Origin of the sequence: Methylomonas sp. MED-D, from assembly GCF_050276835.1 — a bacterium.
GTDB classification, from domain to species: Bacteria; Pseudomonadota; Gammaproteobacteria; order Methylococcales; family Methylomonadaceae; genus Methylomonas; species Methylomonas koyamae_A.
Map to the genome: position 1 here is coordinate 4861500 of NZ_CP189965.1, position 13930 is coordinate 4875429.

Sequence of the window (13930 nt, forward strand, 5' to 3'; positions counted from 1 at the left end):
GCATGGCGAACCGGATACGCATCATCGGCGGCCAGTGGCGCGGCCGGCAAATCCTGTTCGAGGACGCGCCGGGCTTGCGGCCGACGCCGTCCCGGATTCGGGAAACCTTGTTCAATTGGTTGCAGCTTGATGTCGCCGGCAGCCGCTGCCTGGATTTATATGCCGGTAGCGGCGCGCTGGGTTTCGAAGCGGCCTCGCGAGGCGCCAAGGAAGTCTGGCAAGTGGAAAACCATCCGAACGCCTGCCGCTGGATCAGAGACAACGCCGGCACGCTCGCGGCCAGCTCGATCAACTTGGTCGAGCGGGACGTGTCGACCTTTTTGCAAGGCCCCGCGCGGGCCTTCGATCTGGCGTTTCTCGATCCGCCATTCGGCCGTGACTTGGCCGGCCCAACTTGCGAGTTGCTGGAAACCGCCGGCTGGTTGAGCGTTTATGCAAAAATCTACGTCGAAACAGAAAGCAATCGACCGCTGCCGGTCTGGCCAGACGGTTGGCGGTTATTGAAGGCCAAGACGGCCGGCGAAGTCGCCTACAGCCTGTTGCAACGCTGCTAAGGCTTTCGCGATCCGGATGGGTTAAAATGCGCGCCTTTTTCCTATGGCCCCAAATCCATGAACATTACCGCGATTTACCCGGGTACCTTCGATCCGGTTACCAACGGCCATCTGGATCTGATCGCCAGAGCCTCCCGACTGTATCGGCAAGTCATCGTCGCGGTGGCGGTCAGCAAGGGGAAGAATCCACTATTCTCGTTGGACGAGCGGGTGGCCTTGATTCGCGAGGTCGCCAGCGAATTCCCGAACGTCACCGTGATCGGCTTCGACACCTTGTTGGTCGATTGCGCCCGTAAGCACAAAGCCAGCGTCATCATTCGCGGCTTGCGGGCCGTTTCGGACTTCGAATACGAATTTCAATTGGCGGGAATGAACCGCCGGCTCAATCCGGATATCGAAACCGTATTCCTGACCCCGGCCGAACAATACGAGTTCATCTCGTCGAGCATGATCCGCGAGATCGCCCAATTGCACGGCGACGTGTCCAGTTTCGTGCCCGAGCCGGTCAAACAACGTTTAATCGCAAAATTTAAATCGGAGTAACCATGGCACTGCTTATTAGCGATGAATGCATCAACTGCGACGTCTGCGAACCGGAATGCCCAAACGGCGCCATTTCGCAAGGCGAGGAAATCTACATCATCAACCCCAGCTTGTGTACCGAATGCGTCGGCCACCACGACAAGCCGCAATGCATGGAAGTCTGTCCGGTGGACTGCATTTCCAAGGACCCCGGCGTCGTCGAGGATCAGGACAGTCTTTACCGCAAGTATTTGAAGCTGACCCGTTAATTTCGGCCGACTCGACGTCCGCTCGCGACCACTAAGTGGACGATGCGGCGCCGAGAAACGGCCGAGTACTAGAGGGCAATGGCGTCGATACCGTCACAATCGCCGACAAGCGCGAGGTTTTATTGTTGGACACCGACGGCATCGAAGCCTTGACTTTGGCGAAGCTGGAAATGCCGACACCGGGTGCGACGTTTACCGACCAAGCGTTTTTGAATAACTTAATTGGCGGCCTGAGCCACGGCCCTCGGTGTGTCTGTAAACGCCGAGGGAAAAATCTATACGATCTTAATCTTGAACGATTGCGCGGCTTAGCGTGGCGCCGGGGCGGCGCGATTACCCCGCCCCAGCGATACCGACCATTTAGCGCCCGATCGCGTAATAGCCCAAACCGAACTGTTTGACCAACCGGGGTTCGTACATATTCCGGCCGTCGAAGATCACTTTATCCTTCAATTGCTTGCTCAGATCGTCGAAATCCGGGCTGCGGAACTGTTTCCACTCGGTAACGATGATCAGCGCGTCGGCGTCGTTTAAGGTATCGGTCTGTTTAGGGCAATAAACCAGTCCGGCTTTGTCGCCGTAGATGCGGTGGGCTTCTTCCATCGCTTCCGGGTCGTAAGCTCGTACCGTGGCGCCAGCCGCGATCAGGGCTTCCAGCAGGACCCGGCTGGGCGCTTCGCGCATGTCGTCGGTGTTGGGCTTGAAGGCCAGGCCCCACAACGCGAAGGTTTTGCCCTTGACGCCGTCGGGATAGTGCGCGGAGATTTTTTCGAACAAGCGGTGCTTTTGCCGGTCGTTGACATTTTCGACGGCGCTCAACAATTCGGCATGATAGCCGTAGTCGCGAGCGGTGCGTTCCAGCGCCTTGACGTCTTTGGGAAAGCAAGAGCCGCCGTAGCCGCAGCCGGGATAAATGAAGCTGTAACCGATCCGGCTGTCCGAGCCGATGCCGTGACGAACGTGCTCGATGTCGGCGCCCAGACGCTCGGCCAGGTTGGCTAGTTCGTTCATGAAACTGATTTTGGTGGCCAGCATCGCGTTGGCGGCGTATTTGGTCAGTTCGGCGGAGCGAATGTCCATATTGATGACCCGCTCGCGGCTACGGTTGAACGGCGCGTACAAGGCTTTCAGCAACTCGGCGGTGCGCGGATTGTCGGTGCCGATGATGATGCGGTCCGGCTTCATGAAGTCGTCCAGCGCCGAACCCTCTTTCAGGAATTCCGGATTGGATACCACGTCGAATTCCAAGGCTTCGCCGCGTTGCGCCAGGACATCGACCACGACTTGCTTGACTTTGTCGGCGGTACCGACCGGCACCGTGGACTTATCGACGACGATTTTGTAATCGGTCATGTGCTCGGCAACGCTTTTGGCCACCGCCAACACGTATTTCAAGTCGGCGGAGCCGTCTTCGTCCGGCGGCGTGCCGACCGCGATGAATTGAAATAAACCGAAATCCACGGCTTCCTTGACGTCGGTGGTGAAGCTCAAGCGGCCGGCAGCCATGTTGTCCTTAACCATTTCTTCCAGACCCGGCTCGTAAATCGGGATAATGCCTTGTTTCAAACGTTCGATTTTGCTGGCATCGACATCCATGCACATCACTTGGTTACCGACCTCGGCCAAGCAAGCACCCGTTACCAAACCTACATAACCGCTGCCAAACACTGTAATTTTCATTGTTACACCTTGTAAACTAATTGGAATTTCGCTGTTGTTTCAATCGGTACAGCGCCGAAATATCTTCGTCGCCATAACCCTTAGCCATTAACTTGGCGTAGTCCGCCAAGGTCATTACCGTCAACGGACTGGCCATGCCGGCATGCTGCGCCATCTGCTGGGCGATCTTCAGATCCTTGTGATGCAGGGCGAGTTTGAAGCCCGGCGGGAACAAGCCTTGCGTCATCGTTTTGCCCCGGTGATCCAAAAACCAGTTGCCGGCGGCACCACCGGCGATGACGTCGATCACTTTATCCATCGGCAAATCCTGAGCGTCGGCAAACGCCAGCGCTTCGGTCACGGCCTGATTAATGCCCGCCACCATGATTTGATTGACCGCCTTACAGGCTTGGCCGGCACCGACTCCGCCCAGATGTTCGATGCGCTTGGTCATGGCCGCCAATAGCGGGCGAACCTGCTCCAGCACCTGGGCATCGCCCCCCACCATCATCGCCAAGCTGGCGTTACGGGCGCCTTCGACACCGCCGGACACCGGGGCGTCGAGGAAGTCGGCGTGCCGGGCCGCTAGCCTTTGCGCGGCCTGACGCGCGGTATCACCGGACACCGTGGACATGTCGACCACCACACTCCCGGCCCGCACGGTTTTACAAATCGCGTCGACCACCGCCAATACGTCTTTGTCGGCCGATACGCACACAAACAGCACTTCGACCCGCGCCGCCATTTGCTCGATGCTCTCGCAGGCTTCGATGCCGAGTTCGGCGGCCAGCGCCGAGGCTTTGTCGCCGCTACGATTATAAACCGCCGCCAAGTGGCCGGCCTTGGCGAGGTTAATCGCCATGCCCCGCCCCATGGCGCCCAAACCGATAAAACCCGCTTTCATTCTTACTCCGTTGGCTTGCGTCGGCTAACGCCGTTATTTATCCAGATAAGTATAGGCGTTTAGTCCGGCCAGCAATTCTTGCTCGAAAGCGTGCTTTTGCCCGGCGCTTAACGGGGCCTGGTCCAGTTTGCGCCGGTAGGCCGCTTTCAATGCGGTGGTATCGATATGCACGTAATCGAGCAATTCGCTGACATCCTCGCCTTCCATGAATTCGCCGAAGCGGTAACCGTCGCCGTCCAGTTCGACGTTAATCGAATGGGTGTCGCCAAACAGATTATGCATGTCGCCCAGAATTTCCTGGTAGGCGCCAACCATGAAAAAGCCGATCAAATAATCGTCGCCGGCGGCGATGGCATGCAGCGGCAGCGTGTTAGCGATGTTTTGGCAATCGACGTATTGATCGATACGGCCGTCCGAGTCGCAGGTCAAATCCTGCAACACCGCGCGCCGGGAAGGCGGCTCGCTCAAACGATGAATCGGCATGATCGGGAAAATCTGGTCGATACCCCATATGTCCGGCATCGATTGAAACAGTGAGAAATTGCAAAACACCTTGTCGGCCAGCTTCTCGTCGAGTTCCTGCAAAATTTCGCGGTGATGGTGGTTATCCAAATTCAACTGCGCCTGGATTTGTTGGCACAAACCGACATAGCGCTTTTCGGCGTCGGCCAGTTCGGCCAGACCGATGTCGCCCTGCACGAAACGGGCGCGGGCTTCGGCCATGTCGAACTGAGCGTTGTGATAAGCCTCGCTGACGTTGCCGAAGCGCCCGACCGCGGGCGCCGCGCCGTGCAAGGTTTCGACCTCGGTGACGTTGGTAATCAGCACCGCATGGTGAGCGGTGATGGCGCGGCCGGACTCGGTAATAATGTCGGGTTGCGGCAGACCGTAAGCGCGGCTGGTTTCGGCAAAGGCGCGGACGATATTGTCGGCGTATTCGCGCATGCTGTAATTGATCGAACATTCCCTACGCGAGCCGCTGCCGTCGTAATCGACGCCCAAACCGCCGCCGGCATCGACGGAGGTGATGTTGGCGCCCAAGTCGCGCAATTGTCGGTAAAACTGGCCGGCTTCCTTCAATGCCAGTTTGATGTCGTGGATGTTGGCGATTTGCGAACCCATGTGAAAATGCATCAAGCGCAGGCAATCGAGCATGCCGACCTGCTCCAGGCGGGCCACCAATTGCAGGACCTCGTTGGCGTGCAAACCGAATTTGGACTTTTCGCCGCCGCTGTTCTGCCATTTGCCGGCGCTGATCGTGGATAGCCGCACCCGCAGGCCGATCAGCGGCTGAACTTGCAACTTGGCGGCTTCTTCCAGAATCAGTTCCAGTTCGGACGGTTTTTCGATGACGATGAACACCGCCAAGCCCATCAATTGGCCCATTAGCGCCATCCGGATATAAAACCGATCCTTGTAGCCGTTGCAGACGATGGTGCCGTTGGGCTTGGCCAAACCCAAAATCGCCAACAACTCCGGCTTGCTGCCGGCTTCCAGGCCGATATGCTCGGCCGACACGATGCTTTCGACGACATTGCCCTGTTGATTGACCTTGATCGGATACACCGGCGTATAGCGGCCGGCATAGTCGTGATGGGCACGGGCCTGATCGAAAGCTTGTTGCAGCCGGCGGATGCGGTCCGGCAGAATATCGGTGAATCTGATCAGCACCGGTAGACTCAAGCCTTTGTCCAGCAAGGCTCCGGCTACCTCGAACAAGTCGATTTCCACCTGACTAGCGCCGCTCGGTTTGACGCTGACATGCCCCCGGTCGTTAATCGAAAAATAGCCGTCGCCCCATTGTTGGATCGCGTATAGCTGTTTGGCCTGTTCAATCGACCATGCGGATGTCGGCACCTAAGCTCCCCGTGCTGTCATAAAGTGGTGGCAATTCTAAAGTATAATGCCGCGAATTTTATGACTTTTTGAGGACAACACATGCTCGACGCCACCTGGTTCAGCGAAGCGCAAGAGCCATCCGGCTCCGCCTTTTCATTGAAAATCAAACGCAAGCTGCACGAGGAGCAATCCGAGTTTCAGTTTCTGGAAATCTACGAGACCGAACAATTCGGTAATCTGATGGTCATCGACGGCTGCACGATGGTCTCGACCCGCGACAATTTTTTCTACCACGAGATGATGAGTCACCCGGTGCTCTACACCCATCCCAACCCGAAAAGAGTCTGGATCATCGGCGGCGGCGATTGCGGAACTTTGCGCGAGGTGTTGAAGCACCCGAATGTCGAGCAAGCAGTGCAAATCGACATCGACGAACGCGTTACCCGCTTGGCGGAGATTTATTTCCCGGAACTTTGCGAATCCAACCAAGACCCCCGCGCCGATTTGAAATTCATCGACGGCATTAAATGGGTCAAGGACGCCGAGCCCGGCAGCGTGGACATCATTATCGTCGATAGTACCGACCCGGTCGGTCCGGCCGAAGGCTTGTTCTGCGCCGATTTTTACAGGGATTGTTTCAGGGCCTTGAGCGAGAATGGTATTGTCGTTCAACAAAGCGAATCGGCCTTGTTGCACATGAAAATCCTGAAAGAAATGCGTGCGGAAATGCAGGCCGGCGGTTTCGGCAGTCTGCAAACCATTTTCTTTCCGCAATGTATTTATCCGTCCGGTTGGTGGAGCGCGACGATGGCCGGCAAGGGCGATCTAGCCAAGTTCCGTGAAGCGGACGCCGCCGCCAAGCCGTTCGAGACCATTTATTACAACAGCGACATCCACCAAGCCAGCCTGGCCTGCCCCGAGTTTTTCAAGAAAGCCTTGGCCTAACACCGGCCGGCATCCGCCATTCCGCGCCGGTCCCCAATGGGGCCGGCCGCTGAAATCTCCGCGAATCAACGCCCAGCACCATGACTGGATGCGAAGCTAGACCTCCCTCCCTTGCCAACCAACAAGCCGCGTCGGTTGAAACCTGCTCGTCCACCGCCAGTGGAAATTGCTTGAGTCGCGTGTCGGCCGTCGGCCGATATGTGTGTTAACGTACCGATCCACCGTAATGACCGTGTTAAGTTCTGCCATTGTTTCGGGCGGGTGACTAAAAGAGTTTGCGAGCTTTACAAACAGCTATCGCCGGACTCGCGCAAAGGGATCACGGCAATGTAGTATCTGACCCTTCTGCATTCATCTATTTCCAAGCGAGCTAAAACATGGCCGACACTCCCGGAACCAATTCAGGTGCCGATGCGTTGACGCGAGCCGTCAGCCATGGCCCGGCGCCCAAAACCCCGCCAAGTGCCGATAGCGGCGGCACGCCGCCTATCGTTGCGGTCGGTGCGTCGGCGGGGGGGCTGGAAGCCTTGGAACAATTTTTCGCTGAGGTTCCGGCCGCCTGCGGCGTGGCCTTTGTCGTCGTCCAACATCTCGATCCCCATCATCAAGGCATGCTCCCGGCATTGTTGCAGCGCGCCTCGCAGTTGACCGTCATTCAGGCCGGCGACCATATGCCCGTCAAGCCCGATTGGGTATACGTGATTCCGCCCAACAAGGATTTGTCGATCCAGCGCGGGAAACTGCGTTTGCTCGAACCTCGGGTGCTAAGGGGCTTGCGATTGCCGATCGACGCGTTTTTCAAGGCGCTGGCGGACGATCAGCACGAGCGGGCGATCGGCGTGATTTTGTCGGGCATGGGGTCGGACGGTACGCTAGGCTTACGCGCGATCAAGGAGAATGCCGGCTTGGCAGTCGCGCAGTCGCCGGAATCCGCTCAATTCGACTCGATGCCGCGTAGCGCCATCGACGCCGGTTTGGCGGATATCGTGGCGCCGCCGCGAGTACTGTGGGAAAAGATCCTGGCTTATCTAAAGCACAGTCCGCGCGGTTTGCACGCAACGCCTGAAACGGCGCCGGCCTCAAAGAGCCGCAGCTCGCTGGAACAAATCCTGATTCTGCTGCGCGATCGTACCGGTAACGATTTTTCTCTGTATAAAAAAAATACTATGTATCGCCGTATCGAACGGCGCATGGGTTTGCGCCAAATCGACGCGATCGCCGGATATGCGGACTATCTGCGCGAGAATCCTCAAGAGTTGGATTTATTGTTCAAGGAATTGCTGATCGGCGTCACCAGCTTTTTCCGCGATCCGGAGGTTTGGGCGTCGCTAAAGACCGAGGTCATTCCGGCGCTGTTGGCCGAATATCCGGCCGGCAAGGCCTTGCGGGCCTGGGTGCCGGCTTGCTCGACCGGCGAGGAAGCGTATTCGCTGGCGATGATCTTCAAGGAAGTGTTAGCGGAAAGCCAGAGCCCGCGTCCGTTCAAGCTGCAAATCTTTGCCACCGATCTGGATCAGGATGCCATCGACAAGGCGCGGCAAGGCTTCTTTCCCGCGACTATCGCCGGCGAGGTGTCCGAGGATAGGCTTAGCCGCTTCTTTAATGTGGACGGCGGCGGCTACCGCATCAAAAAGGACATTCGCGAGATGGTGATTTTCGCGCCGCACAACGTGATCATGGATCCGCCGTTTACCAAGCTGGATCTGCTTTGCTGCCGAAATCTACTGATTTACCTGAGTCAGGAATTGCAGCAAAAACTGATTTTGCTGTTCCACTATACGCTCGCCAGCCACGGGATATTGACGCTCGGCAACGCCGAAACGATCGGGAATGCCAGTCATTTGTTCAGCGCGACCGACCATAAATTAAGACTTTATCGGCGCATCGATACGCCTTTTCCGTTGAACGTCGATTTCCCGACCAAATATTTCCCCGTCGCATCCATGATCGAAGATACCGAAAAACACCCGCCTATCGCCAATTTGCAAACCTTGGCGGATCAATTGCTGTTGCAACACTTCGCTCCGGCGGCGGTCTTGGTTAACGCCGACGGCGACATTCTTTACATCAGCGGACGCACCGGAAAATATCTGGAGCCGGCCGCCGGCAAGGCCAATTGGAATATCCACGCGATGGCCCGCGACGGTTTGCGGCACGAACTGATCGGCGCGCTCAAAAAAGCCAGAACCCAAACCGACGTAGTGCAGGTCGCCGGCCTAACGGTCGCTAACGACGGCGGCGGCCAAACCGTGAATTTGTCGGTGCAGGCCATCCACAAACCCGATGCGTTAAAGGGCATGTTGATGGTGGTGTTTACCGACGTTGCCGCTGCGCCGGCCGGTAAAGTGTCGCGCAAATCGCCGAACGCGGCGCAGACCTTGCTTCAGGCGGAGCTACAGCACACCCAGGAAGATTTACAAACCCTGCGCGAGGAAATGCAGACCTCGCAGGAAGAACTGAAATCCGCCAACGAAGAACTGCAATCGACCAACGAAGAATTGCAGTCCACCAACGAGGAATTGACCACCTCCAAGGAAGAGATGCAGTCGTTAAACGAGGAGCTGCAAACGGTCAATGCCGAGTTGCAAATCAAGGTCGACGATTTGTCGCGCGCCAGCAATGACATGAACAATCTGCTAAATAGCATGGAAATCGCCACGGTGTTCCTGGACGGCACGCTGAATATCCGCCGTTTTACCAGTCACATCGGCCATTTGTTTAAGTTGATCGCCGCCGATGTGGGGCGGCCGTTGTCCGACATCGTCACCGATCTGGACTATCCCGATCTACAACAGGATGCGCGGGAAGTGTTGCGAACCTTGGTGTTCGTGGAAAAGCAGATCAGAGCGAGCGACGAACGTTGGTTCAAGGTGAGGATCATGCCGTACCGGACCCAGGACAATTTGATCGACGGCGTGGTTATTACCTTTATCGATATCTCCGAAACCAAGAAGCTGGAAGCCGAATTAAGGAACAGCCATGAAAAATCGGAATGACACGATTCGCACGAAAGTCGAGCTGCGCCAACGAGCCGAACGGCAGTTGGCCAATACCGCGCCGGCCATGCCGGTTGATCCGCAAGACCGCTCGCTGCACGAGTTACAAGTGCATCAGATCGAACTGGAAATTCAAAACGAAGCGTTGCGGGAAGCCCGCGGCCTTGCCGAACAAGCGTTGGAGCGCTACGCGGAATTGTTCGATTTCGCGCCGATCGCCTATTTTACGTTAGGCGACGACGGCGGCATCCAGCAAGCCAATTTCAAGGGCGAACAATTATTGAAGCTGCAGCGCTTCACGGTTGACGGGCGACGCTTCGCAGATTTCGTTGCCGGCGAATTTCGGTCGGCGTTCGATCAATTTCTGGAGCAGGTGTTTGCCGGAATCGCCGCGCGGCATTGCGAGATCGTTCTGGCAGCGGCCGGAACTTCCCGTTGGGTGACTATCGAGGCGATTGCCGATCGGAAAAATCGAACCTGTCTGGCGGCGGTCATCGACATCACCGAGCGCAAACGCAACGAACAAGAAGTACAGTTGGCCGCGACAATTTACCTGGCGCTCTCGGAGGCGATTATGGTGGCCGACGCCGACAATCGCATTGTCGCGATCAATCCGGCGTTTAGCTCGCTGACGGGATATTCCGCCGACGAAGCCATCGGGCAATCCACCTCATTGCTGAAATCCGGTCGCCAAGATCAGGCGTTTTTTCAGGCGATGTGGCACAGCTTGCATCAAACCGGCCAATGGCAAGGCGAGCTTTGGAACCGCCGCAAAAACGGCGAGGAATTTCTGGCGCGTTTATCGATCAGCACCGTCTACGGCGACAGCGGCCAAATCGTTCGCCGGGTGGCGATGTCGTCCGACATCACCGAACAACGCCGAGCGGAAGAAATCATTCACAGACAGGCCAACGTCGATCCTTTGACCGGCCTGCCTAACCGGCGTCTGTTTCTAGATCGCTTGCAACGCGCGATTGGAAAATCCCGCCGCGGCCACCAAAAATTGGCGCTGATGTTCCTGGATCTGGATCACTTTAAGGATATTAACGATACCTTGGGACACGACGTGGGCGACCGTTTGCTCGAGGAAACCACGCATCGTCTGATGGCCTGCATCCGCGAGACCGATACCCTGGCGCGGCCGGGCGGGGATGAATTCACGCTGATCATGGGGGAATTGCAAGACCTTAACAGCATCGATCGGGTGGCGCAGGCGATTCTGCGGACCATGACGGCGCCGTTCAAATTGAAGGATGAACGTTGCTACATCTCCGTCAGCATCGGCATCGCCCTGTATCCGGACGATGCCGACTCATTGGAGGATTTACTGAAAAAAGCCGATCAAGCCATGTATGCCGCCAAGAAGCTGGGCCGCAGCCGGTTTTGTTACTTTACGCCGGCAATGCAGGAAGCCGCCGAAATTCGCTTGCGGCTGACCAACGACCTTCGCCACGCGTTGGCCGACCAACAAATCTGGGTGGCGTATCAACCGATCGTGGATTTGGCTACCGGAGAAATCCGCAAAGCCGAAGTGCTGATCCGCTGGGAACATCCCACTCGCGGCCTCGTCAATCCCGCCGAGTTTATTCCCATCGCCGAAGACACCGGGCTGATCACCGAGATCGGCTCCTGGGTGTTTCATCAAGTGGCCGAGCAAGTCGCGGTTTGGCGCAATCGTCACAGTGCCCAATTCCAGATCAGTATCAATAAATCCCCCGCCCAGTTTCACAACAATAGCGACAAGTTGGGCGACTGGTTCGAGCATTTGCAGCGTCTGGGTTTGCCGGGCGGATGCATCGCGGTGGAAATTACCGAAGGTTTGTTGCTGGACGCCTCCAATACCGTTACCGAGAAACTGCTGGCTTTTAAAAACGCCGGGATGCAGACGTCGTTGGACGATTTCGGCACCGGCTATTCGTCGCTATCCTATCTGAAAAAATACCAGATCGATTTCTTGAAGATCGATCAGGCTTTCGTCTCCGGTTTGACCGCGCATTCCACCGATATGGCCTTGTGCGAGGCAATTATCATGCTGGCGCACGTATTGGGCATGAAAGTGATCGCCGAAGGCGTGGAAACCGAGGTGCAGCGCGATTTATTAATGCAGGCCGGCTGCGATTACGGGCAAGGTTACCTTTTCTCGAAACCGGTGCCGGCGGCGGACTTCGAAAAGCTGTTCAGCTCGACTCGGGCCGATGGTGGACCGCGATTTCAACAGCGTTGAACCTAAAAAGAGCAGTTTGGCGATGAAAAATCCCGTTCGTCCTGAGCTTGTCGAAGGGCGCGCGGGACTTTTCATTCACCCGTTTGGTGAGTGTATTGCGAGCCGTCCATGCTTCGACAGGGCTCTCCTGAGCGCAGCCGAAGGGCTCAGCACGAACGGCCCGCAATACACGCCAACTGCCCTTTTTAGGTTGAAGGACTCTCGATGACAATCTCATCGGCGTTTTCGACCCATTTTCCGGTTTCGCTAGCCCGCTGCAGGGTAGGTTGACCGGATATGGCTACTAGGCTCGCGGTGCGACGGACAATATCGCGGCGCAGTTTCAAACCGGGCGAGCGGCCAAACCGACTTTTTCAAAATGGGTGCTGCCTGTCAGTGTAAGCGTTGGCGCCAATACCCTACCCGCCATCGTGTCGGCGCGCTCGCTATCGGCGCGGCCTCCGCAGCTCCACCGTTTCAGGCAAATGCAGACACCAAACGCCGGAGGTTTTACAATATTGGCCTATGCTTGACTACACCCTTAAACACTAACGACGGAACAGGGTTACAATGCCGCCATGACCAGCACTCCCCCGGATAAGACCCAGCAAGACTCGGCGAACACGCTGGTGACCAAACTGTCGGAAGCCGGCAGGACCAGAACCGAGCTGGAGCCTTACCTGATCATGCTGTCGGGGCATCATCAAGGCAAACAGTACAAACTGGACAAGCCGCAAATCAGTTTGGGGAGGGGGGCGGATGCCGACATCTGCGTGCCGGACCCGAAAATCTCCCGCCAACATTGCGCCTTCATCCGCTATCCCGGCTACATCGTAATCGCCGACCTCAACTCCACCAACGGCACCTTCGTCAACGGTAAACGCATTCAAAAGCAACGCATCGATTTGCTGGACCGGGTCCGGGTCGGCGATTTATACCTGAAGATCGATTATAAGCGCTTCATAGAAGCCCGCTCCGAGGAGGAACTATACCAAGCCGCCAATATCGACGCGCTGACCGGCATCCTGAACCGCAATGCTTTTATGATGCGGGCTCAACAAGAATTGGCGTTTTGCAAACGTGCCGACGCTCGAATGACCATCGTCATGTGCGACGCCGATCATTTCAAACAGAAAAACGACACCTACGGCCATTTGGCCGGCGACCAGATTCTCAGGGAATTGGCGAATATCCTCGGCGCGGAAATGCGCGAGGAAGACTTGGTGGCCCGCTACGGCGGCGAGGAATTCATCATGCTGCTACGCGAATCCAGCGTTGCAGCCTCGGTCGCCTGGGCCGAGCGTATTCGTTTAACCGTGATGAACCATAGTTTCCGTTTCCAAAACCGCTACATACCGACGACCATATCGATCGGTATCTGCAGCCGCCCCATCGATCCGTTCCTGACGCTGGAAGCCATCATCCAAGCCGCCGACGATGCGTTGTATCTCGCCAAGAAAAACGGCCGCAATCGGGTCGAAGTTGCTGGCGACTGAGCTGAAAAGAAGGCCCCCTGGCAACCGCTAAACCCTAAATATCCGTTGCCCCGGATGCTTTTCCGGTGATCGCTGCTATGCTTAAGCGGCTATGCGGAATTACCTTATGCAACATAACGGGAGCACTGTCATGAAAATCCATCCATTTCTCACCACCTGCCTGCTTGCCGGTTTCCTGTTGACACCGGCGGCAAACGCACACGAAAACGGTTATTTGCACGACTTTACCGACAAAATTAATCAGGGCTTTTTTAATATGGCGCTGGGCGTCGGCGAGCTGCCGAAAAACATCGTCAATATCAGCAGCGAACAGAATATTCTGGTCGGCATGAGCTGGGGTTTGTTGCGCGGCGTTGCCCACACCGTCGGCCGAACCTTGGTCGGTACCGTCGAATTCATCAGCGCGCCGATCCCGAGCGACGAGTTCATCTCCCCGGCCTACGTCTGGGAACGCTACAGCGAAGACACCCGCTATTTCGGTCTGCACCTGCCCGGCTATTGGACCCATTACGGTCCGATGGACGACGGCGAGTAACGGCGCAC

At 56.7% G+C, this 13930-nt stretch carries 11 protein-coding genes; 8 read left to right on the forward strand and 3 right to left on the reverse strand.

Annotation, left to right across the window (positions count from 1 at the left end):
• Window positions 1-2 precede the first annotated feature (2 nt).
• The 3 genes from rsmD to ACQE3E_RS21665 are packed head-to-tail and all read left to right on the forward strand — an operon-like array spanning window position 3 to window position 1345.
• On the forward strand, window positions 3-554 hold the full coding sequence (rsmD, locus tag ACQE3E_RS21655) for a 16S rRNA (guanine(966)-N(2))-methyltransferase RsmD (protein ID WP_313730322.1): 552 nt from the start codon (window positions 3-5) through the stop codon (window positions 552-554).
• A gap of 57 nt (window positions 555-611) precedes the next feature.
• Window positions 612-1097: a pantetheine-phosphate adenylyltransferase gene (gene coaD / locus ACQE3E_RS21660; RefSeq protein WP_071159082.1), complete on the forward strand. Its 486-nt coding sequence runs from the start codon at window positions 612-614 to the stop codon at window positions 1095-1097.
• Between the two features lie 2 nt (window positions 1098-1099).
• Complete coding sequence (locus tag ACQE3E_RS21665; protein WP_064028440.1) at window positions 1100-1345, forward strand: YfhL family 4Fe-4S dicluster ferredoxin; 246 nt, start codon at window positions 1100-1102, stop codon at window positions 1343-1345.
• A 360-nt stretch (window positions 1346-1705) separates the two neighbouring features.
• Here the strand turns inward: ACQE3E_RS21665 and ACQE3E_RS21670 are convergent, their stop codons facing one another.
• The 3 genes from ACQE3E_RS21670 to speA are packed head-to-tail and all read right to left on the reverse strand — an operon-like array spanning window position 1706 to window position 5765.
• Window positions 1706-3025, reverse strand: a complete 1320-nt coding sequence (locus tag ACQE3E_RS21670; RefSeq protein ID WP_064028436.1) for a UDP-glucose dehydrogenase family protein — start codon at window positions 3023-3025, stop codon at window positions 1706-1708.
• 16 nt (window positions 3026-3041) lie between these two features.
• A complete protein-coding gene (locus tag ACQE3E_RS21675; protein WP_071159088.1) occupies window positions 3042-3908 on the reverse strand; it encodes an NAD(P)-dependent oxidoreductase in 867 nt (288 codons plus the stop codon).
• Between the two features lie 33 nt (window positions 3909-3941).
• Complete coding sequence (gene speA / locus ACQE3E_RS21680) at window positions 3942-5765, reverse strand: biosynthetic arginine decarboxylase (RefSeq protein ID WP_427501054.1); 1824 nt, start codon at window positions 5763-5765, stop codon at window positions 3942-3944.
• 81 nt (window positions 5766-5846) lie between these two features.
• Here speA and speE point away from each other — a divergent pair, with 81 nt between their 5' ends.
• The 5 genes from speE (at window position 5847) to ACQE3E_RS21705 (ending at window position 13922) form a co-directional block, all read left to right on the forward strand.
• Window positions 5847-6692, forward strand: a complete 846-nt coding sequence (gene speE / locus ACQE3E_RS21685; protein WP_427501055.1) for a polyamine aminopropyltransferase — start codon at window positions 5847-5849, stop codon at window positions 6690-6692.
• A 377-nt stretch (window positions 6693-7069) separates the two neighbouring features.
• Window positions 7070-9688 carry a chemotaxis protein CheB gene (locus tag ACQE3E_RS21690; protein WP_313730319.1) on the forward strand — a complete coding sequence of 873 codons (2619 nt, stop codon included), beginning with the start codon at window positions 7070-7072 and terminating at the stop codon, window positions 9686-9688.
• Window positions 9672-11912 (forward strand): putative bifunctional diguanylate cyclase/phosphodiesterase, encoded by a 2241-nt coding sequence (locus ACQE3E_RS21695; RefSeq protein ID WP_313730318.1) that lies wholly within the window; start codon window positions 9672-9674, stop codon window positions 11910-11912. Before ACQE3E_RS21690 ends, ACQE3E_RS21695 begins: the two co-directional genes overlap by 17 nt.
• Before the next feature lie 557 nt (window positions 11913-12469).
• Window positions 12470-13387 (forward strand): GGDEF domain-containing protein, encoded by a 918-nt coding sequence (locus ACQE3E_RS21700; protein WP_064026728.1) that lies wholly within the window; start codon window positions 12470-12472, stop codon window positions 13385-13387.
• A gap of 130 nt (window positions 13388-13517) precedes the next feature.
• The gene (locus ACQE3E_RS21705) at window positions 13518-13922 is read left to right on the forward strand and encodes an exosortase system-associated protein, TIGR04073 family (RefSeq protein ID WP_427501056.1); all 405 of its coding nucleotides are present in this window, start codon (window positions 13518-13520) and stop codon (window positions 13920-13922) included.
• Window positions 13923-13930 lie beyond the last annotated feature (8 nt).

Bases quoted from the DNA above. Each gene is read 5' to 3' on its own strand.
- coaD (WP_071159082.1), top strand. From the start codon at position 612: ATGAACATTACCGCGATTTACCCGGGTACCTTCGATCCGGTTACCAAC.
- ACQE3E_RS21705 (WP_427501056.1), top strand. From the start codon at position 13,518: ATGAAAATCCATCCATTTCTCACCACCTGCCTGCTTGCCGGTTTCCTG.
- ACQE3E_RS21695 (WP_313730318.1), top strand. From the start codon at position 9,672: ATGAAAAATCGGAATGACACGATTCGCACGAAAGTCGAGCTGCGCCAA.
- ACQE3E_RS21665 (WP_064028440.1), top strand. From the start codon at position 1,100: ATGGCACTGCTTATTAGCGATGAATGCATCAACTGCGACGTCTGCGAA.
- rsmD (WP_313730322.1), top strand. From the start codon at position 3: ATGGCGAACCGGATACGCATCATCGGCGGCCAGTGGCGCGGCCGGCAA.
- ACQE3E_RS21675 (WP_071159088.1), bottom strand. From the start codon at position 3,908: ATGAAAGCGGGTTTTATCGGTTTGGGCGCCATGGGGCGGGGCATGGCG.
- ACQE3E_RS21690 (WP_313730319.1), top strand. From the start codon at position 7,070: ATGGCCGACACTCCCGGAACCAATTCAGGTGCCGATGCGTTGACGCGA.
- ACQE3E_RS21700 (WP_064026728.1), top strand. From the start codon at position 12,470: ATGACCAGCACTCCCCCGGATAAGACCCAGCAAGACTCGGCGAACACG.
- ACQE3E_RS21670 (WP_064028436.1), bottom strand. From the start codon at position 3,025: ATGAAAATTACAGTGTTTGGCAGCGGTTATGTAGGTTTGGTAACGGGT.
- speE (WP_427501055.1), top strand. From the start codon at position 5,847: ATGCTCGACGCCACCTGGTTCAGCGAAGCGCAAGAGCCATCCGGCTCC.